Genomic DNA, 24,520 nt, shown 5'->3' on the forward strand with positions numbered 1-24,520 from the left:
CCCGGCCGCACAGGAGCGCTCGGACGGACGAACGTTCCGGTCGACCGCACAGAAGCGCTCGGACGGACGAACGTCCGGCCGCCGCACATTGAGGAAGGAACACTCCGATATGACCACAGAGGCCTACATTTACGAGGCCATCCGCACTCCGCGTGGCCGTGGCAAGAAGAACGGCTCGCTGCACTCGGTCAAGCCGATCGACCTGACTGTTGGTCTGATCCAGGAGCTGCGCGGCCGCTTCCCGAACCTCGACGAGGACCGGATCTCCGACCTGATCCTCGGCGTGGTCGCGCCGGTCGGCGACCAGGGTGCGGACATCGCCCGTACCGCGGTCACCGTGGCCGGCCTGCCCGACACCGTCGGCGGGTTCCAGCTCAACCGCTTCTGCGCGTCCGGCCTCGAGGCGGTCAACCTGGCGGCCCAGAAGGTCCGCTCCGGCTTCGACGACCTGGTTCTCGCCGGTGGCGTCGAGTCCATGTCGCGCGTGCCGATGGGCTCCGACGGCGGCGCCTGGGCGCTGGACCCGGCCACCAACTACGACACCTACTTCGTCCCGCAGGGCGTCTCCGCCGACCTGATCGCCACCATCGAGGGCTTCAGCCGCGACGATGTCGACGCCTACGCGGTGCGCTCGCAGGAGCTGGCCGCCAAGGCCACCACCGGCGGTTACTTCGCCAAGTCGATCGTCCCGGTCAAGGACCAGAACGGCATCGTCGTGCTGGACAAGGACGAGCACATGCGCCCCGGCACCACCGCCGAGGACCTGGCCAAGCTGCAGCCGTCTTTCGCCGTGATCGGTGAGATGGGCGGCTTCGACGCGGTGGCGCTGCAGAAGTACCACTTCGTCGAGAAGATCAACCACGTGCACCACGGCGGCAACAGCTCCGGCATCGTCGACGGCGCCGCGCTCGTGCTGATCGGTTCGGAAGAGGCGGGCAAGGCCTCCGGTCTGACCCCGCGTGCGCGCGTCGTCGCGACCGCCACCAGCGGCGCCGACTCCACCATCATGCTCACCGGTCCGACCCCGGCCGCCAAGAAGGTGCTGGCCAAGGCGGGCCTGACCCTCGACGACATCGACCTGGTCGAGATCAACGAGGCGTTCGCCTCCGTGGTGCTGAAGTTCCAGAAGGATCTGAACATCCCGGACGAGAAGCTGAACGTCAATGGCGGCGCGATCGCGATGGGCCACCCGCTGGGCGCGACCGGCGCGATGATCACCGGCACCATGGTCGACGAACTGGAGCGCCGCAACGGCCGCTACGCGCTGGTCACCCTGTGCATCGGTGGCGGCATGGGCGTGGCGACCATCATCGAGCGGGTCTGAGCCCCAACCGACAGCTGAAGATTTACGGCGGCGTGAGCGTAAGGCCCGGAGGCGGGAGCCTGCGTGACCACGTAGGGCCGCGAACGCCGCCAATTCACTTAGGAGACACAGAGCTGTGAGCGAAACCAACATGATCGGTTGGGAGCAGGATTCGGACGGCATCGTCGTACTGACGATGGACGACCCGAACCAGGGCGCCAACACCATGAACGAGCTGTACAAGAAGTCGATGACCGCCACCGTCGACCGGCTCGAGGCGGAGAAGGACAACATCACCGGTGTCGTCCTGACCTCCGCGAAGAAGACCTTCTTCGCCGGCGGCGACCTGAAGAACATGATGAAGGTCGGCCCGGACGACGCCCAGGCGCTGATGGAGGAGCTCGGCGAGATCAAGAGCGCCCTGCGTCGCCTGGAGCAGCTGGGCAAGCCGGTCGTCGCCGCCATCAACGGCGCGGCGCTGGGCGGCGGTCTGGAGATCGCGCTGGCCACCCACCACCGGATCGCGGCGGACGTGCCGGGTTCGCAGATCGGTCTGCCGGAGGCCACCCTCGGCCTGCTGCCCGCGGGCGGCGGCATCATCCGCACCGTGCGCATGCTGGGCCTGCAGAACGCCCTCATGCAGGTGCTGCTGCAGGGCCAGCGCAACAAGCCGGCCAAGGCCAAGGAGATCGGCCTGGTCGACGAGCTGGTCGGCTCGATCGAGGAGCTGGTCCCCGCCGCCAAGGCGTGGATCAAGGCCAACCCCGAGGCCGGCGTGCAGCCCTGGGACAAGAAGGGCTTCAAGATCCCCGGCGGCACCCCGTCCTCGCCCGCGTTCGCGGCGAACCTGCCCGCCTTCCCGGCGAACCTGCGCAAGCAGCTCAAGGGCGCGAACATGCCCGCGCCGCGCGCCATCATGTCGGCCGCGGTCGAGGGCTCGCAGGTCGACATCGACAACGCGTCGCTGATCGAGTCCCGCTACTTCGTGCACCTGCTCACCGGCCCGGTCGCGAAGAACATGATCCAGGCGTTCTTCTTCGACCTGCAGACGATCAACAACGGCGGTTCGCGTCCGAAGGACGTGCCGAAGAAGGAGATCAAGAAGGTCGGCGTGCTCGGCGCGGGCATGATGGGCGCGGGCATCGCCTACGTCTCGGCCAAGGCGGGCTACGAGGTCGTGCTGAAGGACGTCTCGATCGAGGCGGCCGAGCGCGGCAAGAACTACTCCGAGAAGATCGAGGCCAAGGCCCTCTCCCGGGGCAAGACCACCGAGGAGAAGTCCAAGGCGCTGCTGGACCGGATCAAGCCGAGCGCGGACGCGGCCGACTTCGCGGGCGTCGACTTCGTCATCGAGGCCGTCTTCGAGAACACCGAGCTCAAGCACAAGGTGTTCCAGGAGATCGAGGACGTCGTCACCCCCGACGCGCTGCTGGGCTCGAACACCTCCACCCTGCCGATCACCGGTCTGGCGACCGGCGTGAAGCGCCAGGAGGACTTCATCGGCATCCACTTCTTCTCGCCGGTCGACAAGATGCCGCTGGTCGAGATCATCAAGGGTGAGAAGACCTCGGACGAGGCGCTGGCCCGGGTGTTCGACTACACCCTCGCGATCAAGAAGACCCCGATCGTCGTCAACGACAGCCGTGGCTTCTTCACCTCGCGCGTGATCGGCACCTTCGTCAACGAGGCGATCGCCATGCTCAATGAGGGCATCGAGCCCGCCACCATCGAGCAGGCCGGTCTGCAGGCGGGCTACCCGGCCGCGCCGCTGCAGCTGTCGGACGAGCTGAACATGAAGCTCATGCAGAAGATCGCCAAGGAGACCCTGGAAGCCGCGCAAGCGGGCGACACCACCCTGGGCGTCAAGCGGCACCCGGCGCAGGATGTCATCGACTACATGGTGTCCGAGGGTCGTCCGGGTCGCCTGGAGAAGGCCGGCTTCTACGAGTACGACGAGAACGGCAAGCGCACCGGTCTGTGGGCCGGCCTGCGCGAGCACTTCAAGACCTCGGCGGACTTCGGCGTCCCGCTGCAGGACCTGATCGACCGCATGCTGTTCGCGGAGGCGATCGAGACCCAGAAGTGCTTCGACGAGGGCGTGCTCACCTCCACCGCCGACGCCAACATCGGCTCGATCTTCGGCATCGGCTTCCCGGCCTGGACCGGTGGTGTGCACCAGTTCATCGTCGGTTACCCGGGTGGCCAGGAGGCCTTCGTGGAACGCGCCGACTACCTCGCCAAGAACTATGGCGAGCGCTTCGAGGTCCCGGCCTCGCTGCGTAAGTAGTCTCGCGCCGGAGTGCAACGGCGAAGCCCGTCACCGCTTTTCGCGGTGGCGGGCTTCCGTCGTTTCCCAGCCCGTGCACGTTCGCGTCCTTCCGGCCGGATAGGTTGGCAGCCGTGCCGAGACGTAGTCGCCATGTTCTGATTGCCGGTTGTGCCCTCGTCCTCGCATCGGCGCCGGTGGCGGGCGCCGATTCCGCGCCCGCGCCCTCGGTGCGCTTGCTCGGCGAGCAGGTGATCGCATCGGGCCTGGACTTCGAGGGCACCACCGTGGGCGGCCTGTCCGGTATCGATTACTCGGCACGCACGGGTGAATTCGTGCTGATCAGCGACGATCGGTCGAGCAAGAACCCCGCGCGGTACTACACCGCGCGCATCGAGGTCGGCGAGCGCGGCGTCGGACCGGTGACGATCACCGGCACCCGGCCGCTGCTGACCGCGACGGGCGCTGCCTACCCGCCGATGTCGGTGGACCCGGAGGAGATCCGGGTCGATCCGTGGACCGGCGACTACTACTGGACGCAAGAAGGCGAGCGCGACGGCGACCTGCTGGCCGACCCATCGGTGCGGATCGCGCACCCGGACGGCTCCTATGCCGGTGAGCTGCCGATTCCGGAGAACGAACGGATGCGTCCCGGCTCCGGTCCGAGGCAGAACCAGGCGCTGGAGGCAGCGACCTTCCTGGCCGCCGGCGCGTTGTTCGCGACCGCGACGGAAGGGCCGCTGCTGCCGGACGGACCGCCGCCGACCACGACCAGTGCAGCGCTGGCGCGCATCACCGTCCAGGCTCGATCCGGACCGCTACTCGCGCAGTACGCGTATCCGATGGAGCCTGTCTTCGCCGAGTCGCGGCCCGAACCCGGCCGCGGCGGCACCGGGATCGCGTCCATCCTCGCCGCCGATCCGCTCGACCCGACGAAACTTCTTGTGCTGGAACGGTCTTTCTCCCCGGGTACGGCCAACAAGATCCGCGTCTACGAGGCCGACCTGAGCGGCGCGACCGACATCCTGGATGCTCCGCTCGGCGCCGCGCGCCCGGCGGCCAAGCGGCTGCTGGTGGACCTCGACGACGTCGGACTCGCCGCCGTCGACAACGTGGAGGGTATGACGTGGGGACCCCGGCTGCCTTCCGGCGAACGAACCCTGGTCCTGGTCAGCGACGACAATTTCGACAGCCGCCAGATCACCCAGGTCGTCGTCCTCGCCGTCGCCTAGTCCGCGGGACGCAACTCCTCGGCGGCGGCCTGGTAGGCGGCGGCGGCCCTCGCGAAGTAGTCGAAAAGCACTTCGCGCTGTTCGGGTGAGTAGCCGCCGATGATCTCGCCGATGCGCCGCCGCGCCGGGGCGAGAACCTCGTCCAGATCAGCGGGCTTGCCGACCAGTTCGACGATCACCTTGCGCCGATCGCCCGGGACCGGCGCGCGGCGGACGTAGCCCGCCTCCTCCAGCCGGTCGATCAGCCGGGTGGTCGGGCCGGTGGTCAGGCCGCTGCGAGCGCCGAGTTCGCCCGGCGTCATCGGTCCGGCCAGTCCCAGGATGTTGAGCGCGTAGAGGTCGGTGGCGCCCAGATCGACCGCACGCGCCCCGGCTTGGCCGTGCAGCATCACCGCGCTCAGATAGCGCCGGTAGACCTCATGGGCGTCCGGTCGAAGGCCGTGCGGCCCGGTCTCGGGTGTTGACACGAGATCCCTCCATCCACTAATTTCTTCTTACACGAAGAGACTTCTTTTAAGAAGAAAGCTCTCACAAGAAGTAATCTACCATGGAGGCACCATCATGAGCGGCGACGAGAGCACCGACCGGCGCGGCATCCTGGCCGTCCTCGCCGAGCTGACAGACGCCTGGGGGCGGGGAGATGCCGACGCCTACGGCGAGGTCTTCACCGAGGACGCCACCTACACCAGTTACCTCGGCACCCATTACCGTGGCCGCGCGGACATCGTGGCTTCGCACCGAGCTTTGTTCGCGGGCGTCCTGAAGGGCACCCGGCTGGCCGACGAGGTGCTGGACATTCGTTACTACGGTCCGGATGTAGCCGTGGTCACCAGCCGGGGCGACACCTACAAGGGATCGCCGAAGCAGCCGCCGGCCAAGGTCCAGACCTACACCCTGGTCCGCAGGGGCGGCAGATGGCGCATCGCCGCTTTTCAGAACACCAAACGCAGGAAGCTCATGGAGCGCATGACCTTCTGGATCACTCCAGCGACACGTCCCGCCGAGCAGCGCTGACCGATCCGCGACGGATAGCCCGTGGACCCGGTTGGCCGGCTCCTGCTCGGGTATTCGTCCGGGTGGACCAGACGTGGCGGCGGTCACGAGCCGAGGCGGCACCTGCAAAGGTGAGCGCGAGAGCCCATTTCGCGGCGGACATCGAGCCCCGGCCGGAGCGCTGAGCTGCGCGGAACGCACGGATCGGCGGCACGGGTCGTCCTGTTCGGAAACGTCACCCGCCTGATACCGGGCCGCGCTACGTTGGAGTATGCGCAGACATATCGGACACGGCGTCCGGGGTCGGCGCGGAGTTTGGTCGCCGATGTCGCCGATTCGATGTGAGTTCGAGGTGATCACATGAATCCACAGACGCGTTCGGGCGGGGTGCGCCCCGAATCGACTGCGGCCGAAACGGACACGCGGCGGGAGGCGCCCATCGACATCGCCGACGAGTTGGAGGCGATGGGCCTGTCCGGTGCGGTGGAGATCGGCCGGGGCGGATTCGGCGTGGTGTATCGCTGCGTGCAGACCGCGCTGGATCGGGTGGTCGCGGTGAAAGTGCTCTCCTCGGAGATCGACCAGGAGAGCCGGGAGCGGTTCCTGCGTGAGGAACAAGCCATGGGCAGGCTGTCCGGCCACCCGAATATCGTCGACATCCTCCAGGTAGACGTGACGGCGACCGGCATGCCGCTCATCGTCATGCCGTACTGCACCCACGGGTCACTGGAGCAGCTCATCCGCGATCAGGGCCCGCTGACCTGGGCGGACTCGCTGCGAGCCGGGGTCAAGCTGGCGGGCGCCATCGAGAGCGCACACCGCGCCCGGATCCTGCACCGTGACGTGAAACCGGCCAACGTCCTGCTCAGCGGCTATGGCGAACCGCAGCTGACGGATTTCGGCATCGCCCGCATCCCGGGCGGGTTCCGCACGTCCAGCAGCATGATCACCGGCTCGCCCGCGTTCACCGCGCCGGAGGTCCTCAAAGGCGACGAGCCGACCATTCGTTCCGACGTCTACGGCCTCGGCTCGACGCTGTTCGCCTTGCTCACCGGGCACGCGGCCTTCGAGCGCCAGGCGGGGGAGCGGGTGGTGGCGCAGTTCTTGCGAATCACCACCCAGCCGGTGCCGGACCTGCGCGAACAGGACATTCCGCCGGATGTGGCCACCGTCATCGAACACGCGATGGCTCCGAGTCCGCGAGATCGCCCGGCCAGCGCTTACGAGTTCGGCGAGATGCTGCGCGAGGTGCAGCGCGGCCATGGCCAGCTGCCCGACGAGATGGCGCTGCTGGACACCACGCCGGAACCCGAACCGACGATTCCGACCGCGGTGGGCATACCGACCGTGGCGTGGACCGGTTCCCGCCCCGCGGTCACCGCGCGGCGTAGCTGGCCGTTGACGCTGCGGCCCGCCGTCTCGCAGCATTCGGCGACCTCGACGACGGCACCGCCGACGGCCGTGACCAAATTCCGTCCCCCCACGCCCACGCGAGACCCGATACCGCGGCCGCGTCTGCTGGACACCCTGCGCGGGGGCGGACGGCGCAGACTCGCGGTGATCCACGCGCCCGCGGGGTTCGGCAAGAGCACACTGGCCGCGCAGTGGCGCGCCGAACTCACCGAAGGCTCTGCCGCCGTCGCCTGGATCGGTATCGACCGCGACGACGACAACGAGATCTGGCTGCTCGCCCACCTGATCCAGGCGATCCGCCGGGTGCATCCGGACGTCGGCGCCGGTCTGGACCAGGTGCTGGAGGAACGGCCCGCCGACGCCGCCGCGTTCGTGATTCCCACGCTCATCGACGAGATCCACGCCGCGGGCAAGACCGTCGTGGTGATCGTCGAGGACTGGCAGCGGATCACCGACGCGGGCGCGCACCGGGCGATGGAAGCCCTGCTGGACAACGGGTGCCACCACCTGCGTTTCGTCGTGACCAGCCGAGAGCAATCCGGCCTGCCGACGAGCCGGATGCGGGTACACGACGAACTGGTCGAGATCGGCTCGGCCGCGTTGCGCCTGACCGAGGCGGAGACCAGGCAGATTCTCGTCGAGCGCAACGGATTCGACCTGACCCCCGAGCAGGTGACCGAGATCCACACCGCCACCGACGGCTGGCCCGCGGCCATCCAGCTGGTCGGACTGTCCCTGCGCGGCAACGCCGACCCCGCTCAGCTGATCGCCACGCTGTCGGAGGGCAACCACGGCATCCGCGAATACCTCGCCGAGAACGTGCTGGACACCTTGGAACCCAAGATGCTCGAGTTCCTGATGTCGATCGCGGTGACCGAGCGGATCTGCGGCTCGCTCGCCGCGGCGCTGTCCGGTGAACCGGACGCCGAACAGCTGCTCGAGCAGGCCGAGCAACGGGAGCTGTTCCTGCGGCGCATCGAGCACGACCCGGAGTGGTTCCGGATGCAACCGCTGTTCGCCGAGCATCTACGGACCCGGCTCGATCGCGTTCACCCCGGCAAGTCGAAGTCACTGCACCGCAAGGCTTCGCGCTGGTACGCCGAACACCAGCTGCTGCGCAAGTCGGTCGACCACGCATTGGCCGCGACCGATCTGAAGATGGCGCTGGACCTGCTCGAGGGCGGCGGGATGGACCTGATCGACGGATCCCGGCTCGCCACCCTGCTGGGCAGCGTGTCGAAACTGCCGATGCAGCAGGTGGCCTCGCGCTCGAAGTTGCTGATGGCGGTGGCCAGGGCGAACGTCAACCTGCAGCAGTCCGGCGCGGCGCGCAACGCGCTGGGCAGGCTGTCCAACATCCTGGCCCGCGGCTCCACCGGTGACGCGGATGTGCGCGTGCAGCGCTGCCAGGCGGCAGTGCTCGCCGCTTCGGACCAGATCGCGCGCGACCACACCGAGGGCGTGCTGGATCGGGTCGCGGACTGCTTGCGGGAGCCGGACGATTTACCGGCGTGGACGGTGTCGACCGCGGCGAACCTCACCACGTTCGTGCGCCTGTGCGGATTCGACTTCGAGGGCGCCAGGAAGATCCAGGAATGGGCCGAGGACTACCACAAGGACTCGAAGGACCCGCTGGGCCTGGTATTCGGCCGCTGCGGCCAGGGCGCGGCCGCCTACGAGCAACTCGACGTCGCCACCGCCACCCGCTGTTTCCAGCAGGCCTGGGAGTCCGCGCGTGAGCGCTCCGGACCGCGCTCGCACGCGGTGCGCGTGGCCGCCGCTCTGCTCGGCGAAACGAGTTATCGCCGAGGTGATCTGGAGACCGCCGACCGGCTGCTGGACGAAAGCCACGAGCTGGTCACCCGGGTGGGGCCGGTGGACTTCCTGATCTCCACCTTCGTCGTCGGCGCGCGGGTCAAGGCGGTCGGCGGGGATCTGTTCACCGCGGCCACGCGGCTGGACGAGGGCGCGCGCATCGCCGCCGACAACCGCTTGGCGCGCCTGGCCGCGCACATCCGCGCCGAACGGCTGCGCCTCGGGCTGCCGCTGGAGGCCGGGGAGCGCCGCTACACCGATCTCAGCGAGTCGACGCCGCTACAGATGGGGCATCGGCTGACCGGCGCCGCCCTGCTCACCGCCGAGGCGGAGGAACTCGCCGCGATTCGCGCGCTGCTCGCCGAACACCGGCCCGGCTCCGACGACCGCGCCGTTCGCCGCGCCCGCGCGCTCTACGACCACACTCTGCAAAAGCACCGTCCGCGCGCCCAATTGGACGCCGCGCTGCTGCTGGCCGAATGTCTGGCCACCGCGGGCTGGGTCGGCGAGGCCACCAACCTGCTGCTGCCCGCGGTCACCACCTGCGCGGGACTCGGATGGACCAGGCCGCTGCTGGACGCGGGCCCCGGCGTGGTCGGCATCCTGCGCGTGCTGCGCGCCGACCTGCCCGCCTCGGCCCAGGTCGGTGACATCGAACTGCCCGCCCCGTTCCTGGATGAACTCCTGAACGAGGCGGGCAGTCAGGCCTACTGAACGAACCGGACTACGGCTGCCACCACGGGCGCAGCGGCACGGTCCAGTCGCCGTCGGCGGGGAGCTTGACCCCCAGCACCTGGTGCAGCTGAACCACGTTGCGCTGGAAGCCCAGCCGGCAACCCGCCATGTACAGACCCCACACCTTCGCGGTGCCCTCGCCGACCTCGGCCACGCAGGCGTCCCAGTTGGCGACCAGGTTCTTGCACCATTCGTGCAGGGTCAGGGCGTAGTGTTCGCGCAGGTTCTCCTCGTGCAGCACCTCGAGCCCGATGTTCTGGATCTCGGAGATGATCCGCCCGGAGCCGATCAGCTCGCCGTCCGGGAACACGTAGCGGTCGATGAAATCACCCGCCTTGGTGGTGCGGGTGTTGTCCGGGCGGGTGATGCAGTGATTCAGGAACAGGCCGCCGTCGCGCAGCTTGCTCTTGATGAAGTCGAAGTAGAACGGGTAGTTGTGCACACCGATGTGCTCGGTGAGGCCGATCGAGGACACCGCGTCGAACTCGCCCTCCGGCACATCGCGGTAGTCGGAATGGCGCACCTCCGCCAGGTCGGCCAGGCCTTCCTCGGCGATCTTCTTCTGCGCCCAGTCCGCCTGCTCGGCCGAGAGCGTCGCGCCGATCACCTTCACGCCGCGCTTGGCGGCGTAGCGCACCATGCCGCCCCAGCCGCAGCCGATGTCGAGCAGCCGGTCGCCCTCCTTCAACCGGAGCTTCTCGAACACCAAGCGGTACTTGTTCTCCTGTGCCTGTTCGAGCGTCCAGTTCTCGTCGCCGTAGACCGCGCAGGTGTAGGTCATCGACGGGCCGAGCACGTACTCGTAGAAGGCGTTCGAGACGTCGTAATGGTGGTGGATCGCCTCGGCGTCGCGGGTCTTGGAGTGGCGCAGGCCCTCGAAGGCGATCCGGCGCCAGCGCGGCAGGGTCTCCTGCGGCGGCGGGGCGACCGGCTTGAGCCGCTCCCAGCCCAGCGAGCGCGCGATGGTCACCAGGGCCAGCGCGGACGGACGGCGGAACTTCAACCCGTCCAGCGCCTTCAGGATCTCGTACGGATCACCCGGGTGCACGCCGGTCGCGGTCATGTCGCCGGAAATGTAGGCGCGGGCCATGCCCAGGTCGCCGGGGGCCGTGGCCAGATAGTTGATGCCGCGCGGGGTACGGATGTCCAGCGCGAACTCCGAATCCCGCGGTCCGGTCGAGCTGCCGTCGTAGGCCGTCAAACGGATCGGGACTTCACCCTCGACGAGGGTCTCGAAGATCTCGGCAATGCTGAGTTTGGTCCCGAGATCGGCGAAGACATCGGAACGGTCCTTGAATGTCGTCATCTGCGTTGCACCGCCTTCGAATACAAATCCAGCAGGCGCTGGTCCGGGTCGTAGCGTTTCTTCAGTTCGGTATAGGTGTTTCCGCCGTAGAGCGCCGCGAACTCATCCTTGTCGTAGAAGGAATCCGAGTACAGCGACTTATGACCGTCGAACTCGGTCACCGTGCGCTCGATCGCGCGGTTGGCCGCGCCCTCTCGCTGCCCGGGGGTGGTGGGCACGGCCGACCAGAACCCGACATTCACGTACGTCCGGTCCGGCTCCAGGGGGTACAGCGGCCAGGTACGTCCGCCCGGCCCATCCGGGTCGCCGCTCTCGCGCAAACGCAGTGGGCACAGCCAGATCGGCTCGATCGGGATTTCGCGCAGAAACCATTCCACGAAGGCGGCGGTGCGGTCCACCGGCACCTCGATGTCCTGCACGACCCGCTCGCGCGGGGGATTGCCCTTGCGGGCCTCCAGCTTGTCCGCGATGGCGTACTTGTGGTCCAGCGCCACGAGCTTCCAGTAGAAGCTGCTGCGCCGGTAGCGTTTCGGCCAGATCCGGCGGATCCTCGGGTGCTGTGCGCCGAAGGCGCGCGAGCACCAGAACCAGTCGGTGTCCCAGCGCCACAGGTAGTCGTGGATGGTCAGGCGGTCGCGCTTGGGTGTGTCGCCCTCGTGCTGGATGGACCGGTAGAAGATGTCCATACCGGTGTAGTCGCTGACCGGGCCCGGTTCGTCGGTGCGGCGGCCCAGCGTCAGGTAGCTCTCCTCGGCGGAGAAGACGACGCCGTCGAGATAGTCGACGGGCTCACCCTCGAAGGCGCGGTCCGCCACGATCGTCGCGAGGGCCGCCTCCAGTTCGCGCAGGTCCCGGAAACGCACGTGTCGCAGCGCGACGTACGGTCGCACCTCTTCCAGCTCGATCTTCAACCGCACCGTGTAGCCCAGCGTGCCGTAGGAGTTCGGAAACCCACGGAACAGATCGGCGTGCTCGTTGTCCGGCGTGGCGGTGAGGATCTCGCCCGCGCCGGTGAGCACGTCCATCTCCAGCACCGACTCGTGCGGCAGGCCGCTGCGGAAGGACGTGGACTCGATGCCGAGGCCGGTGACCGCGCCGCCCAGCGTGATCGTCTTGAGCTGGGGAACGACCAGCGGCGCGAGCCCGTACGGGAGGGTGGCGGCGACCAGCTCCTCGTAGGTGGTCATGCCCGCGACATCGGCGGTCTTGGCGACCGGGTCGACGGCGATGACCCGGGTCAGTCCGGAGACGTCGAGACCGGGGGCGGGGTTCTTCGCCCTGGCGCGGAATAGGTTCGACGTTTTCTTCGCCAACCGGACGTTGGCGTGCTCGGGTATCGCGCGGTAGCTCGCCAAAAGACGGTCCACGCCCGCTCGATGCGCGGCAAATCCTGATTCGCGTGCGGCCGGTGCGTGTCCGGCCTTCCCCAACAGACTCACTGCCACCCCTCGACGCTAGTACGGACCAAACGGCGGGGCCACCGCGCGGGCATGGTGGCGGAGAAATGTCACGCATATGTTGCGAAATGGAATACCGAATTGTCTGGAGTAGTTCGCGGCACCCTCGGCGCTTTCCTCCCGCGCCGACAGTGCAGGATGGAGATCGGTCGAGACACCGCACCCGGACAAGGAGCTCATTGTGGGACAGGTCAGCGCCAGTAGTTCGATCGACGTGCAGGCGGATCCGCAGCGCGCGCTGGAGGCCATCGCCGACTACGACACGGTGCGTCCGCGAATTCTCTCGTCGCACTACCGCGACTACAAGGTGGTCGAAGGCGGCAAGGGCGCGGGCACCGTCGCGGAGTGGACGTTGCAGGCCACCGAGAAGCGCTCGCGCAATGTGCACGCGGTCGTCTCGGTATCCGATTCCATTGTCACCGAGCGCGACTCGAATTCGACGCTGGTGAACACCTGGACCGTCACGCCGGAGGGTACGGGGGCGCGGGTCACGCTGCGCACCACCTGGAAGGGGGCGGGCGGCATCGCGGGCATCTTCGAGGGCATCTTCGCGCCGCTGGGCCTGAAGAAGATCCAGGCCGAGGTGCTCGGGAACCTGCAGCGCGAACTGGCCTGATCGGACGGACGCGACGACGGTCCGTGCGGGCCGTCGTCGCGATGTCGAGCGGCCTACTCGGCCGCGATGTCGAAGAGGTTCCCCTCGGGATCGGCCAGCGTCGTCCACTTCATGCCCCACTCGTCGAAGTCGCCGACGTGCTTCGCGCCGAGTTCGATCGCGCGTCCGACTTCGTCCCGGTCGGAGGCGAGCAGGTCGAGGTGGATCACGTTCTTTCCGGGGTTCTTGTCGGGCACCCGGAGGAACATCAGCGCGGTCGCGGCACCCGTGGTCCGGCCGACGGTGGCGAACTCCGGGGTGGGGCCGGGATCGACGGGCGTCTCCAGCAATCGCGACCAGAATTCGGCGAGCGCGCCCGCGTTCTCGCAGTCGATGGTGACGTGGGCGATAGAGAGCGTCATGGATGTCTCCTTTTCACGGTTGGGCGATGGGCCAGCACACTTCGGTTCGGTAGGTGGCGGGATCGTCGGACGCGTCCGGTCCGACCAGGTACAACTCGCGGATCGGTTCGGGCAACGCGACATCGTGTTCGGCGACATGACTGCCCAGCGCGCCGTAGGTTCGGTCGAAATCCTCGAACGGGCCCTCGTGCACGGTGACGGCGAATCGGCGCGCGGGTAACTCGATCGCCGAAAGACCAGGGGGCAAGACGATATCGGCCCCGGCGACCGGGACGAACGCGACGACCGCGCCCTCGTCCTGTTCGAAGAAATCGGTGCCGTAGGTGGCGCCGCCGACCCCCGCGGGTGCGATATCCGCGGCGGCCAGCGCCTCGTACAACGCCGGGAACGTCGACGCGCACCACTGGTCGATGTGTTCGCGCGCCACCGTCGCGCCGATCGCCGCGGCCGGGAACGCCGGAACCACGCGATACTCCACGGTGATCGGGGGTGCGGGCGTCAGCAGCGAGCGCAACGACGCCACGACCGCACGGGTACGGATCAGCTCCGCCTCCATGCGCTCCAGATGCGCGCGCAGCGTCGCGTCACGGACGTCGTCGTCCGGCGCGGCGAGGACGGCGCGGATCTCCGGGACCGGCATGTCCAGCTCGCGCAGCCGCCGGATCAACTGTGCCTGCGTGACCTGCGCCGTCGCGTACCGTCGATAGCCCGACCCGGCGTCCACGTCGACCGGGGCCAGTAGGCCGATCTCGTGGTAGTAGCGCAACGTCTTCACGCTGAGATTGCTCAGCCTGGAGAACTCCCCGATGGGGACGGTTGCCGTCATGGCATCAGCCAACACCCTCCAGTGACGGGAGGGTCAACGACACACGGTGTTCAGGCGAGCGCGAAGGTCAGCAGCAGGGTGGTCTGGAACGCGCCGCGCCACCACGAATAGCCGAACCACACACCCGGGGTGACCTCCCGGATCTCGTCGTAGACCGGCGGCGTCGGGGAGGGCGCGTAGTTCAGTGCCCAGGCGGGCTGCCCGTCGGTCAGTGCGGGCGCCGCGTAGACGTCGGCGCGCCAGCCCTCGATGCCCGCACCGGTGAGGCGGTTCATCAGGTAGCCGCCGTCCGGGCCGGTGTAGAACGTCTTGCCGATCCACAGCGGGGGCGCGACGGCTTGCATGACCGGTGGACGAGTGACCCAGCCCGACTTCACGCCGGAGGGAACCTCGCCCAGCGGCGCGGCGCGGAAGATGGCGTCCTGCTGCTGCGCCGAGCACCGCAAGCGCAGCGAATCGAGTGTCGCGGCCTTGTCGTCCGGATAGAGGACGCAACCGTCACCGTAGTCCGCGACCGCCGGGGTGGTTTCGGCATCGATGACCTCCTGGGCGTCGATCCCCTCGGTCGCATCGATCACCTCGGTCGCATCGACGATCTCCGTGTCCGCGGACGCCATTGGCGCCGTAGCGCCGAGAAAGATGCTGGGAACACCAAGCGTGAGCACCAGGGTGCTCAGGAAACGTGCACGAACTGCGATCATCTTTGTCTCCAGATTTGCACACCGACCCCGACTCGGTGTCGATGGTAAGGCGCGCTCGGTCGGTCTCCACCGGAACTACCCAACCTGTTACCCGCCATGCGCCGCGACATCGGACCCGTCGGGCCGCGCCGGGGACACGGTGCGGCAGGACTAGGCTGGCCGGTGACACCTTCTCCAGAGAGGACCCTCCCGTGCAGCCAGGTGGCCAGTTCGATATGCAACAGTTGCTCGCCCAGGCGCAGCAGATGCAGCAGGCGGTGATGGAAGCCCAGGAAGAGATCGCGGCGACCGAGGTGGAAGGCGAGGCGGGCGGCGGCCTGGTCCGGGTCACCATCAAAGCCAGCGGCGAGGTGGTGTCGCTGACCATCGACCCGAAGGCCGTGGATCCCGACGACGTCGAGACCTTGCAGGACCTGGTCATCGGCGCGGTCAACGACGCGATGGCCAACGCGCAGCGCGTCGCCGCGGAACGGCTCGGACCGCTGTCCGGCGGCCTCGGCGGCGGTTCGCTGCCCGGTTTCTGAGCCGGGGTAGCAGTTGTACGAGGGTCCGGTCCAGGATCTGATCGACGAATTGGGCAAGCTGCCCGGCGTCGGTCCGAAGAGCGCCCAGCGCATCGCCTTTCACCTGCTCGGGGTGGAGCCGCCGGAGATCGATCGGTTGCAGGTCGCGCTGCAGAAGGTGCGCGACGGTGTGCAGTTCTGCGTGACGTGCGGGACGGTCTCCGACGGCGAGCTGTGCCGTATCTGCGCCGACCCGCGCCGGGACCGGACGATGATCTGCGTGGTCGAGGAACCCAAGGACGTGCAGGCGATCGAGCGCACCCGGGAGTTCCGCGGTCGCTACCACGTGCTCGGCGGCGCGCTCGATCCGCTCAGCGGCATCGGCCCCGACCAGCTGCGCATCCGGGAGTTGCTGGCGCGCATCGGAAACCAGGAGGACGGCGTCGACGTCAGCGAGGTGATCATCGCGACCGATCCGAACACCGAGGGCGAGGCCACGGCCACCTATCTGGTCCGGATGCTGCGCGACTTCCCCGGCCTGAGCGTGACCAGGCTGGCCTCGGGCCTGCCGATGGGCGGCGACCTCGAATTCGCCGACGAGCTGACCCTCGGCCGCGCGCTGTCCGGGCGGCGCGCGCTGTAGCAGGCGCAAACGCTTCTCCCGTGCGGGATTGCGCGCCGCCCCGCGTGGGTTACCGTGTCGGAGATGAGCATCGAATTCTTGCTGACGACGCTCGTCATCGTCGCCACCCCCGGAACCGGTGTGCTGTTCACGCTCGCGGCCGGGCTGGCCCGGGGCGTGCGGGCCGCGGTGATAGCGGCTTTCGGCTGCACGCTCGGCACCGTCCCGCACCTGATCGCGGCGATCACGGGTCTGGCCGCGCTGCTGAACGCCGGCGCGGTCGCCTTCCAGACGCTGAAGTACCTCGGCGTCGCCTATCTGGTGTACATGGCCTGGAGCACCTTCCGGGACAAGGGCGCGCTCGCCGTGCCGGAACGGACCGGGCACACCGCTCCCTCGGTGCGGAAGGTGATCACCTCGGCGGTGCTGCTGAACCTGCTCAACCCCAAGCTGACCATCTTCTTCTTCGCGTTCCTCCCGCAGTTCGTGCCCAGCGGCGCGCCGGACGCGGTCGCGCGCATGCTCGAGCTGAGCGGCATCTTCATGCTGGCGACCTTCGTGGTGTTCGCGGTCTACGGCGCCTGCGCGGCCGCCGTCCGCGACCAGGTCGTCTCCCGGCCCGCCGTCGTCACCTGGACGCGGCGGGTTTTCGGCGCCTCGTTCCTCGCGCTGGCGGGCCGGCTGGCCATCCAGAACCAGTGACAGGTGCTACAGATCGACGCGCGACCAGGGTAGGCCGGGGAAACGGCTGCGGTCGTCGTTGGCCCAGCCCCAGATGAGGGCGGCCACGGTGGCCGGGTCGGCGACGGTGGTGCCGAAGTGCCTGTCGGGATCGCCGTCCCGATATTCCACGGTGTACGCGCCGGAGTTGTCGCGGTAGGTCTGGATGTAGAACTGGTCGGCGCGCTCGACCACGAGGTACGGGTTGGGCGGGCTCAGCTCCGGGATCCACTGCTGGACAAGCGCTTCGGTCAGGTACGGGAATTCGCCCGCGCCACCGTGCGTGACCAGGGCGCTGACGTGCCCGGCGGGATCGATCAGCCAGGCCAGCTGGGGGTCGTAGACGGCGTAGTTCAGCGGTGTGGCCAGTTCGAACAGCAGGTGGCGGACGAAACCGATCGCGTCGTAGGGACACGCGACGTGCAGCACCGCGCCGGTGGCCGCGCCGCCGACCGGCGCGGTGCTGAGAAAACCGTCCTCCTCGGGCAGTTCCGCGTTGCGTCTGTTCAGTTCGGCCGCGATCCGCGCTACCGTCCCCGACTCGGGGGCGCCCTGCTGGGTGCTCAGGTAGGCGTCGACCTCCGCGATCGACGACGCGACACCGGACGGTAGCAACACGTGGTCATAGCTCACCGGGCCAGGGTACGGAACCGGTCAGGCGCGGCGGCGGACCGTGTCGTCGTCGGTGCACCGGCAGCCGCCCGCGAGGTCTCGGCAATCGAGGACGAAGGCGTGCCGGTCATGGCTGAGCTCGAGGCACTGCTCGTCGGTACATTCCGCGATCCGGCTCGCGTGCACGATCAGGGTTCCGTGGCAGTGGTCGAACGCGGATTCGCAAGATGAACAACCTGGTTTACGCATATGACCTCCTGACGAGATCGTTGTCGTGGTTCGGTGATACCACCGGCTCGGCGGTCGCGGTGGGACCCCGGCCCGTGTGTCGCCGTGTCCGGCGCGGGTGCTGCCACGCCGCGCGGGCTGCAGGTTCGCCCGGTTCCGGGGCCGCGACATGCGAAAATAGTCACATGGCCCGCCGGGCGCGGACCGCCCGGAGCGTTCGACGACCGTTGGCACGGATGGCGCGGAAGCGAGGTCGGCGCGGTGACGTTGCGCGATGAGCGGCTGGAGACCGCGACCGGCGCCACGGTGCGCGAGCAGTTCACGCGCTACCGCTCGGAGGGCGCCGAAACCGCCGCCTACGACGAATGCGGCGCGCCCGTCGCGGGTTACTACGACGAACTGGTCGACGCGGACGGCAACGTGCGCCGGATGTGGTCGGAGCTGTCGGCCGACTTCGCCGAACTCGGCGGGGACGGCCTCGGCAGGCTGGACAGCCGGGTGCGCAGGCTGATCGATGACGACGGCATCACCTACCTTGAGGTCGGCGCGGCGGCCGAAACCCCGGCGCCGTGGCGCCTCGATCCGATTCCCCTGCTGGTCGCCGCCGACGATTGGACCCGGCTGGAGGCCGGGCTGGAGCAGCGCTCCCGTGTTTTCGACGAGGTGCTCACCGATATCTACGGGCCGCGCAGGACGCTCGGCTCGGGACTGCTCGCGCCGGAGGCCGTGTTCGGCAACCGCGGCTACGTGCGGGCCGCGCACGGCATCACCGTGCCGGGGCGGCACCAGCTCTTCCTGCACGCCTGCGATATCAGCCGTTGGAGCGACGGGCGGTTCCGGGCGCTCGCCGACTGGACGCAGGCGCCTGCGGGCGCCGGATACGCGCTGGCGGACCGCAGGGTGGTCTCGACCGCTGTCCCGGAATCGTTCGAGCACGCCAATCCGCGTCCGCTGACGCCGTTCGCCAGGGCGATGCGATTGATGCTGATCGAATCGGCGCCGACCGACGACGACGAGCCGGTGGTCGTGGTGCTCAGCCCCGGCGTGCACTCCGAGACCGCGTTCGATCAGGCGTATCTCGCTTCCACGCTCGGTTTTCCGCTGGTGGAGAGCGCCGATCTGGTGGTGCGCGACGGCGCGCTGTGGATGCGGTCGCTGGGCACGCTGAAGCGGGTGGACGTCGTGTTGCGCCGGGTGGACGCCGAATTCTCCGATCCGCTCGATCTGCGGCCGGATTCCCGGCTGGGCGTGGTGGGACTGGTCGAGGTACTGCGGCGCGGCGCGGTGACGGTGGTGAACACGCTCGGCAGCGGGCTGCTGGAGAATCCCGCGCTGGCCGGTTTCCTGCCCGCCCTGTCCCGCGCCCTGCTGAGCGAGGACCTGCTGCTGGAGAGCGCGCCGTCGTACTGGGGTGGGCACGAGCGGGAACGCAAGCACTTGATCGCGCAGCTGGACAAGCTGATCCTCCGCTCCGCGGTCGACGGGGCCACGCTGTTCGGTCCCGAGCTGAGCCGGGATCAGCGCGCGCAGCTGAGGGCCAGGATCGATGCGTACGGGTGGCAGTGGGTGGGCCAGGAACCGGCGCAGTTCTCCGTCACGCCCGCCATCCGCGATCACGACGGCCTCGGCGCGGCTCCCGTCGGCATGCGGTTGTTCTCGCTCGCCCACCGGGGCGGCTACACCGTGATGTCCGGTGGTCTCGGCCAGCTGCGTCAGCGCACGCCCGATCGTGCCGCGCGCAAGATCGCCGCCAAGGACATCTGGGTACGGGCCGCCCCGACGGCCGCCGCCGCGATCAGCACCGAGCCGCCCCGCGAGCGCGAACGGCGCACCGCCCCTACCGTGGCGGCGATCAGCTCACCGCGCGTGCTCAACGACCTGTTCTGGATCGGCCGCTACGGCGAGCGCGCGGAGGACGCCGCCCGTCTGCTGATCGCCACGCACGAGCGCTACCAGGAGTTCCGTTATCGCCCCTGGCTGGAAGGCGCCGAGGCGCTGCCGATCCTGCTGGCCGCCCTCGGCCGGGTCACCGCCACCGCGGCTCCGACCGAGGGACTGTTCGGCCCCGAGGTGCGAGCCCTCGCGCCGCAGCAGAGTTCGGCCGATCGCGGCACGCTCGCGCCGGGCGGCGTCGTCGACGGGGGAGTCGCGCGATACGGCGACGAGCGGGCGCACGCCGAGCCCGGCTCGACCGCGTATGCCGAAGGGCAGCCGAGACCCGTTCCGGCACCGCCCGGTGCGGGAGGAGCCCCCCGCGAGGAAGCCGTTGCCGGTGCGGATGCGCCTCCGGTCGCGGCCGGTGTGGAGGCCGTCGCCGGGCGATCGGACAGCGACGAGACGACGAGCGCGGCGGAGGACAGCGCGCCGCCGGTGCCCGGCGCGTCCCGTGCCGGTCACGACTACCTCGTCGCGCTGACGATCGACCGGGAGCTGCCCGGATCGCTGGCCTTCGCGATCGACCGGTACGGCAACGCCGCGCGCGCCGTGCGCGACCAGTTGTCGGTGGACACGTGGATGATCCTCGGTGCGGTCGACCGCGCGCTGGCCGGTTATCCGGCCGGGGTGGACGACCTGGAGGCGGAGTTGTCGGACGTGCATTCGCGCACCCTGGCCGGGCTGCTCGCACTGTCCGGGATCGACGGGGAGTCGCTGATCCGCGACACCGGATGGCACGTCAGGGACATCGGCAAGCGCATCGAGCGCGGCCTCGCCATGACCGCGTTGCTCTCGGCCGCGCTGACCAAGCGGTACCCGGAGCAGACCGAGCGAGAAGTGACCGACTGGGTGTTGCGAGCCACCGAGTCCTCGGTGAGTTACCGCAGGCGGCATCAGGATTCGGTGCGCCTGTCGAACGTCGCCGAACTCCTGCTGTTCGACACCGCCAACCCGCGATCACTGGCCTACCAGCTGGAACGGCTGCACGCCGATTTCCACGCGTTGCCCGGCGCTTCGGCGTCCTCGCGTCCGCAGCGGCTGCTCGCGGACGCACGCCGCATGCTGCGCCGCCTCGACCCCGACGACTTGGAGGTCACCGACTCCGACGACCGGCGCACCGAACTGGCGGAGTTGCTGGAGGGAGTGCACTTGCGGCTGCGCAAGGTGTCCGAATCCTTCGAGACCACGACGCTGTCGCTGCCGGTCGGCATCCAGCCGCTGTGGGGTAGCGCGCAGGTCGTCGAATGACCGGCCCGGGCGGTGCGGTGCGCCGCTATCAAGTGGAGCATCGCACCAAGTACTCGTACTCCGGGGAGGTCACCAATTCGTACGGTCGCGCGTACCTCACGCCGCGTGATCTACCCGGTCAGCGACTGCTGTCCCACGACATCCGGATCGACCCGGCTCCCTCGGACCGGTCGGTGGGCGCGGACGTGTACGGCAACATCACCTCCTACTTCCACGTCACCACCGAACATCGTGCGCTGACCGTCGTCGGTGAATCGCTGGTCGAAGTCGACGCCCCCCTTCGGGATGGCGGCCCGGCCGCCGAACCGTGGGAGAAAGCGCGGCCGACCGGTGCGAACGGACCGTTCGCCGTGGAGTTCGCCCTCGACCTGCACCCGCCGGAGATCACCGCGGAGGTCACGGCGTACACGGCCGAATCCTTCCCGCCGGGCAGGCCGCTGCTGGACGCGGTGGCCGAGCTGAACACGCGTATCCACGACGACTTCGCCTACCGTTCCGGCGCCACGACCGTGTCCACCCGGGTGGCCGACGTGTTCGCCGCGCGCGCGGGCGTCTGTCAGGACTTCGCCCGCCTCGCCGTCGCCTGCCTGCGGTCGCACGGCCTCGCCGCCCGTTACGTGTCCGGCTACCTGGCCACCGATCCGCCGCCGGGCAAGGAGCGGATGGTCGGCGCCGACGCCACGCACGCCTGGGCGGCCGTGTGGACGCCCGCCGCGCACGGACCCGACCGCGTCGGCCACTGGCTCGACCTCGACCCCACCAACGACCAGTTCGGCGACGAGCGCTACATCACCGCCGCCTGGGGCCGGGACTACGCGGACGTCCCTCCGCTGCGCGGCATCATCTACACCGACGCCAAGGACAGCACGATCACCGTTTCCGTCGACGTCACCGAGATCGGAATCAGACCGCCCTCGTGAGTTCGACATTCGGTCGGCGATTCGTCGGACACGCGCGGAGTGCGCGGCTACGGATGATCGGGTTGTTTCGGGGCGCGTCGCGGTGCGAGGTCGATGCGGATGTTGTCGGAGGTGGTGATGACGAAGACCCGGTCACCGCGTTCTTTGTCCCAGTCGGCGGGGATCAGGAAATAGCGGTCGTCGGCGCGGGCGAGCAGCAGGAGTCCGCTGTACTGATAGCGATATCTGGTGTCAGGCAGCGTGATCGCGTCGATTCTGGACTTTCCGCCTGCGATGGCGAGTCGGTCGACACTGAATACCACGACCGCGGGCTGATGCCCGAGACCACGGTTCTCCTCCTCGGTCGCGCTACGGCTGCCTTGCACGCTGGCGTAGTACCCGATAGCCCAGAATCCGGCGAGGAAGGCCAAACCCAATAACGTGACCAGCAGGGGTACCGACCGACGGGGTGGGGAGTCGCCGGGTCGTCGGTAGAGCAACCGGTGGTAGGTGGTCGACAGTTCCTGGGCGTACCAGATCAATGCGACGCCGGTGATGAGCATCAGCGGCAGGCCCAGACTCATCCAGCTGGGCAATTGCTTACGCAGCACAAGCCCTGCCGCGACCCCGGTGCACAGCAGCACCCCGACGACAGTGACTGCCCGCACCCACAGCCGCAGCGCCCGCCGCGGCCGTCGAGTGCGCCTGACCGTTACGAGCGGAACCTGCCGCAGTGCGAACACCGCGGCAGCGATCAACAACGCCAGCACGACCGGGAAGAAGGCGCCGTCGAGGCTCTTGATGACGTAGTCGGACACGCTGAAGTCCAGCAGACGAGCGTCGATTCCGAAATGCCCGTACCAGGAGCGGGTGTACACCGACCCGACGTAGTAGAGCACCGCCAGGGTCAGGGTCGCTTCCGATGTCGCCACCGCGAAAGCCATCGCGCGCCGAGACGGTGACGTCTCATCGGTGCGCGCGCTGCTCATCGCGACGGCGTAGTGGCAGGGGGACTGGTGAAGGGGGAGGTCGGGGGCGTGGTGAGCCGAGCCCCTTCGTCGGGCGTGGTCGCCCCGATATCGGCTGTCGTCGGCAAGCTTTCGGTCAACGGGACGGCTGTGAGTGATAACGAGGTCTGGGGCACGTTCGCCGAGTCGGTGTTTCGGGCCGGCTGAGACCGGATCACCGTTACCGTCGGCTGGTCCGCCGACATCGGCGCGGGTTCGGTAGTCGATATCGATGGCGCCGCCGCTGATGACGTCGGCACAGTCGTGGTTGTCGGGCTGGGAGCGGGCTCGGGTGTGCCGCAGGCGACCAGGCACAAACCCAACGCGACGAGCAGTGGCGCCGAACGCATCAGTCCCCCTTGCATCTGGAGAATCAAGCGATTGTCCCACGAACTCGTTGTGTCGGCGGGGTTCTGAACACCCGGAGCGGACGCCCATTCCGGGCCACCCTGCGCCACAACCACCAGCGGGCGCAGCCGATCTCGGTGCGACGGCGGCCAGGGCGGACAGCGGAACCGAAAGGGTGACGGCCGCAGAGCTTACGAATCGGGTTCAGGGTGCCGTGGGCAGTCGCATCCCGAAGCCGTACAGCCGGTCGAGGTTTCGGTGCGCCGGGTGCGGGTCCGAGACCACGACAGTCCGATCACCCCGGCGGCGCTGAGGGCGAGGCCGAGCTGTGCCGGCCGGGACGAACTCACCAGTGTGATGCCTCCGCCGAAAACTACGGCGGCGATCAGAACGGGGGCCAGGCAGCACCCCAGGCACAGGAGCGCGCCAAGTCCGATGGGCGCCCACCAGCGCCGTGTGCTGGGGTTCTCAGTGGTCACAGTCGCCTCCCATAACCCGCAGCGTCGCTGTTCAGGGTGTCGAAAGGCACTGGGCAGCAGGGGCTCTCGCTGCAGGCGAGCAGGTCGTCGCATCCGGCAGCGAGTGCGGCGCGCAGGGTGTCGCGCACCGCGGTCAGCTCGGCGAGTTTCGCGTCGATCTCGGCCAGCTTGGCCGTGGCGCGAGCCTGCAACCCGGCGTCGGCGCGGCGGCGGCCGAAACGGGTGGCGGCCAGCAGTTCGGCGACCTCGTCGAGGGTGAACCCGAGCCGCTGGGCCGCTTTGATCACCCGCAACACCGTGACCGACCGCTCCGGATACAGTCGATGCCCACCCAGGGATCGCCGTGGTTCGGCGAGCAGCCCGCGCCGCTCGTAATACCGCAACGTCTGGGCGTTCACTCCCGCCGCCGCGGCCAGCTCGCTGGTGCGCAGGCCGGTCACGTCCCGCCGCCGATCGAAGCTTCTACCCGCGTCGCGAGCGCATCGAGGAACTCGACCTCGGTGTCGGGAACCTCGATGTGCATCACCGGTCCGGCATCGGCGGTGCCGAAGCTGAAGGCGAAGAACGAGCAGCAACCCGATTCCCGGGCGGCGAGATCACGGCCGACCGGTTCGGCGTCGGCGTCCAGCAGCAGATCCAGCCGCGTGCGCGCGGGCCGGCGCGCGCCCCGCACCGAGTCGGCGAAGAACCGATCGAACTCCGCGACCCGGACAGGCTGCTCGACGGTGGGCAAGGTGCATGACTCCGGCACCCAATCCCCAGAGGAAGGCGAAACCATCATGTGGCCACGGTAAGCCTGTACCCGGGTACAGGATGCAACCCCGGCCGGGCGCAATGGGCCCGCCTACCACGCGT

General features: G+C 68.7%; 22 protein-coding genes. 11 read left to right on the top strand and 11 right to left on the bottom strand.

Annotated features, from left to right (window positions below; genetic code table 11):
* The first annotated feature begins 109 nt into the window (after positions 1–109).
* The 3 genes from ABZ803_RS27210 to ABZ803_RS27220 all read left to right on the top strand — a co-directional run bounded on the left by ABZ803_RS27210 (position 110) and on the right by ABZ803_RS27220 (position 4,801).
* Complete coding sequence (locus ABZ803_RS27210; protein ID WP_040864405.1) at positions 110–1,324, top strand: acetyl-CoA C-acetyltransferase; 1,215 nt, start codon at positions 110–112, stop codon at positions 1,322–1,324.
* Between the two features lie 115 nt (positions 1,325–1,439).
* Positions 1,440–3,590, top strand: a complete 2,151-nt coding sequence (locus ABZ803_RS27215) for a 3-hydroxyacyl-CoA dehydrogenase NAD-binding domain-containing protein (protein WP_357043502.1) — start codon at positions 1,440–1,442, stop codon at positions 3,588–3,590.
* Positions 3,591–3,703: 113 nt separating this feature from the next.
* The gene (locus ABZ803_RS27220; protein ID WP_357043504.1) at positions 3,704–4,801 is read left to right on the top strand and encodes an esterase-like activity of phytase family protein; all 1,098 of its coding nucleotides are present in this window, start codon (positions 3,704–3,706) and stop codon (positions 4,799–4,801) included.
* Here ABZ803_RS27220 and ABZ803_RS27225 read toward each other — a convergent pair.
* A complete protein-coding gene (locus ABZ803_RS27225) occupies positions 4,798–5,268 on the bottom strand; it encodes a MarR family transcriptional regulator (protein ID WP_357043506.1) in 471 nt (156 codons plus the stop codon). The two genes, ABZ803_RS27220 and ABZ803_RS27225, sit on opposite strands and share 4 nt — an antisense overlap.
* A gap of 94 nt (positions 5,269–5,362) precedes the next feature.
* Between ABZ803_RS27225 and ABZ803_RS27230 the strand changes: the two genes are divergently transcribed.
* Both ABZ803_RS27230 and ABZ803_RS27235 read left to right on the top strand, forming a co-directional pair.
* Positions 5,363–5,815, top strand: coding sequence for an SgcJ/EcaC family oxidoreductase (locus tag ABZ803_RS27230; protein ID WP_357043508.1), 453 nt, complete (start codon positions 5,363–5,365; stop codon positions 5,813–5,815).
* Between the two features lie 339 nt (positions 5,816–6,154).
* Positions 6,155–9,736: a protein kinase gene (locus ABZ803_RS27235; protein WP_357043510.1), complete on the top strand. Its 3,582-nt coding sequence runs from the start codon at positions 6,155–6,157 to the stop codon at positions 9,734–9,736.
* A 10-nt stretch (positions 9,737–9,746) separates the two neighbouring features.
* On the opposite strand, the gene ABZ803_RS27240 is transcribed toward ABZ803_RS27235, so the two are convergent.
* Both ABZ803_RS27240 and ABZ803_RS27245 read right to left on the bottom strand, forming a co-directional pair.
* Complete coding sequence (locus ABZ803_RS27240) at positions 9,747–11,063, bottom strand: class I SAM-dependent methyltransferase (protein WP_040864410.1); 1,317 nt, start codon at positions 11,061–11,063, stop codon at positions 9,747–9,749.
* On the bottom strand, positions 11,060–12,502 hold the full coding sequence (locus ABZ803_RS27245; protein ID WP_357043784.1) for an FAD-binding oxidoreductase: 1,443 nt from the start codon (positions 12,500–12,502) through the stop codon (positions 11,060–11,062). Before ABZ803_RS27245 ends, ABZ803_RS27240 begins: the two co-directional genes overlap by 4 nt.
* Before the next feature lie 199 nt (positions 12,503–12,701).
* On the opposite strand from ABZ803_RS27245, the gene ABZ803_RS27250 reads away from it, so the two are divergent.
* Positions 12,702–13,136, top strand: coding sequence for an SRPBCC family protein (locus ABZ803_RS27250; protein WP_040864411.1), 435 nt, complete (start codon positions 12,702–12,704; stop codon positions 13,134–13,136).
* A gap of 53 nt (positions 13,137–13,189) precedes the next feature.
* Here ABZ803_RS27250 and ABZ803_RS27255 read toward each other — a convergent pair whose 3' ends face one another.
* From ABZ803_RS27255 to ABZ803_RS27265, 3 genes are read right to left on the bottom strand one after another with little or no spacing between them, the layout of a single operon-like run.
* Positions 13,190–13,537, bottom strand: a complete 348-nt coding sequence (locus tag ABZ803_RS27255; RefSeq protein WP_357043513.1) for a VOC family protein — start codon at positions 13,535–13,537, stop codon at positions 13,190–13,192.
* Positions 13,538–13,550: 13 nt separating this feature from the next.
* Positions 13,551–14,363, bottom strand: coding sequence for a MerR family transcriptional regulator (locus tag ABZ803_RS27260; RefSeq protein ID WP_357043515.1), 813 nt, complete (start codon positions 14,361–14,363; stop codon positions 13,551–13,553).
* A 50-nt stretch (positions 14,364–14,413) separates the two neighbouring features.
* Positions 14,414–15,064 (bottom strand): hypothetical protein, encoded by a 651-nt coding sequence (locus ABZ803_RS27265; protein WP_357043517.1) that lies wholly within the window; start codon positions 15,062–15,064, stop codon positions 14,414–14,416.
* Positions 15,065–15,255: 191 nt separating this feature from the next.
* Between ABZ803_RS27265 and ABZ803_RS27270 the strand changes: the two genes are divergently transcribed.
* The 3 genes from ABZ803_RS27270 to ABZ803_RS27280 all read left to right on the top strand — a co-directional run bounded on the left by ABZ803_RS27270 (position 15,256) and on the right by ABZ803_RS27280 (position 16,891).
* Positions 15,256–15,588 (top strand): YbaB/EbfC family nucleoid-associated protein, encoded by a 333-nt coding sequence (locus ABZ803_RS27270; protein WP_062972321.1) that lies wholly within the window; start codon positions 15,256–15,258, stop codon positions 15,586–15,588.
* A 13-nt stretch (positions 15,589–15,601) separates the two neighbouring features.
* Positions 15,602–16,210 (top strand): recombination mediator RecR, encoded by a 609-nt coding sequence (gene recR, locus ABZ803_RS27275; RefSeq protein ID WP_357043519.1) that lies wholly within the window; start codon positions 15,602–15,604, stop codon positions 16,208–16,210.
* A gap of 63 nt (positions 16,211–16,273) precedes the next feature.
* Positions 16,274–16,891 (top strand): LysE family translocator, encoded by a 618-nt coding sequence (locus ABZ803_RS27280; RefSeq protein ID WP_357043521.1) that lies wholly within the window; start codon positions 16,274–16,276, stop codon positions 16,889–16,891.
* A 6-nt stretch (positions 16,892–16,897) separates the two neighbouring features.
* Here ABZ803_RS27280 and ABZ803_RS27285 read toward each other — a convergent pair whose 3' ends face one another.
* Both ABZ803_RS27285 and ABZ803_RS27290 read right to left on the bottom strand, forming a co-directional pair.
* A complete protein-coding gene (locus ABZ803_RS27285) occupies positions 16,898–17,542 on the bottom strand; it encodes a hypothetical protein (RefSeq protein WP_357043523.1) in 645 nt (214 codons plus the stop codon).
* Positions 17,543–17,563: 21 nt separating this feature from the next.
* Positions 17,564–17,770 carry a hypothetical protein gene (locus tag ABZ803_RS27290; RefSeq protein ID WP_357043525.1) on the bottom strand — a complete coding sequence of 69 codons (207 nt, stop codon included), beginning with the start codon at positions 17,768–17,770 and terminating at the stop codon, positions 17,564–17,566.
* A gap of 246 nt (positions 17,771–18,016) precedes the next feature.
* Between ABZ803_RS27290 and ABZ803_RS27295 the strand changes: the two genes are divergently transcribed.
* Both ABZ803_RS27295 and ABZ803_RS27300 read left to right on the top strand, forming a co-directional pair.
* The gene (locus ABZ803_RS27295) at positions 18,017–20,932 is read left to right on the top strand and encodes a circularly permuted type 2 ATP-grasp protein (protein ID WP_357043786.1); all 2,916 of its coding nucleotides are present in this window, start codon (positions 18,017–18,019) and stop codon (positions 20,930–20,932) included.
* Positions 20,929–21,852, top strand: a complete 924-nt coding sequence (locus tag ABZ803_RS27300; RefSeq protein WP_357043527.1) for a transglutaminase family protein — start codon at positions 20,929–20,931, stop codon at positions 21,850–21,852. Before ABZ803_RS27295 ends, ABZ803_RS27300 begins: the two co-directional genes overlap by 4 nt.
* A gap of 47 nt (positions 21,853–21,899) precedes the next feature.
* On the opposite strand, the gene ABZ803_RS27305 is transcribed toward ABZ803_RS27300, so the two are convergent.
* The 3 genes from ABZ803_RS27305 to ABZ803_RS27315 all read right to left on the bottom strand — a co-directional run bounded on the left by ABZ803_RS27305 (position 21,900) and on the right by ABZ803_RS27315 (position 24,446).
* Complete coding sequence (locus ABZ803_RS27305; protein ID WP_357043529.1) at positions 21,900–22,820, bottom strand: hypothetical protein; 921 nt, start codon at positions 22,818–22,820, stop codon at positions 21,900–21,902.
* Between the two features lie 841 nt (positions 22,821–23,661).
* Positions 23,662–24,105, bottom strand: a complete 444-nt coding sequence (locus ABZ803_RS27310; protein WP_357043531.1) for a MerR family transcriptional regulator — start codon at positions 24,103–24,105, stop codon at positions 23,662–23,664.
* A complete protein-coding gene (locus ABZ803_RS27315) occupies positions 24,102–24,446 on the bottom strand; it encodes a hypothetical protein (RefSeq protein WP_357043533.1) in 345 nt (114 codons plus the stop codon). Before ABZ803_RS27315 ends, ABZ803_RS27310 begins: the two co-directional genes overlap by 4 nt.
* Between the last annotated feature and the right edge of the window lie 74 nt (positions 24,447–24,520).

Origin of the sequence: Nocardia sp. NPDC047648 (assembly GCF_040642815.1) — a bacterium.
Classification (GTDB): Bacteria; Actinomycetota; Actinomycetes; order Mycobacteriales; family Mycobacteriaceae; genus Nocardia; species Nocardia gamkensis.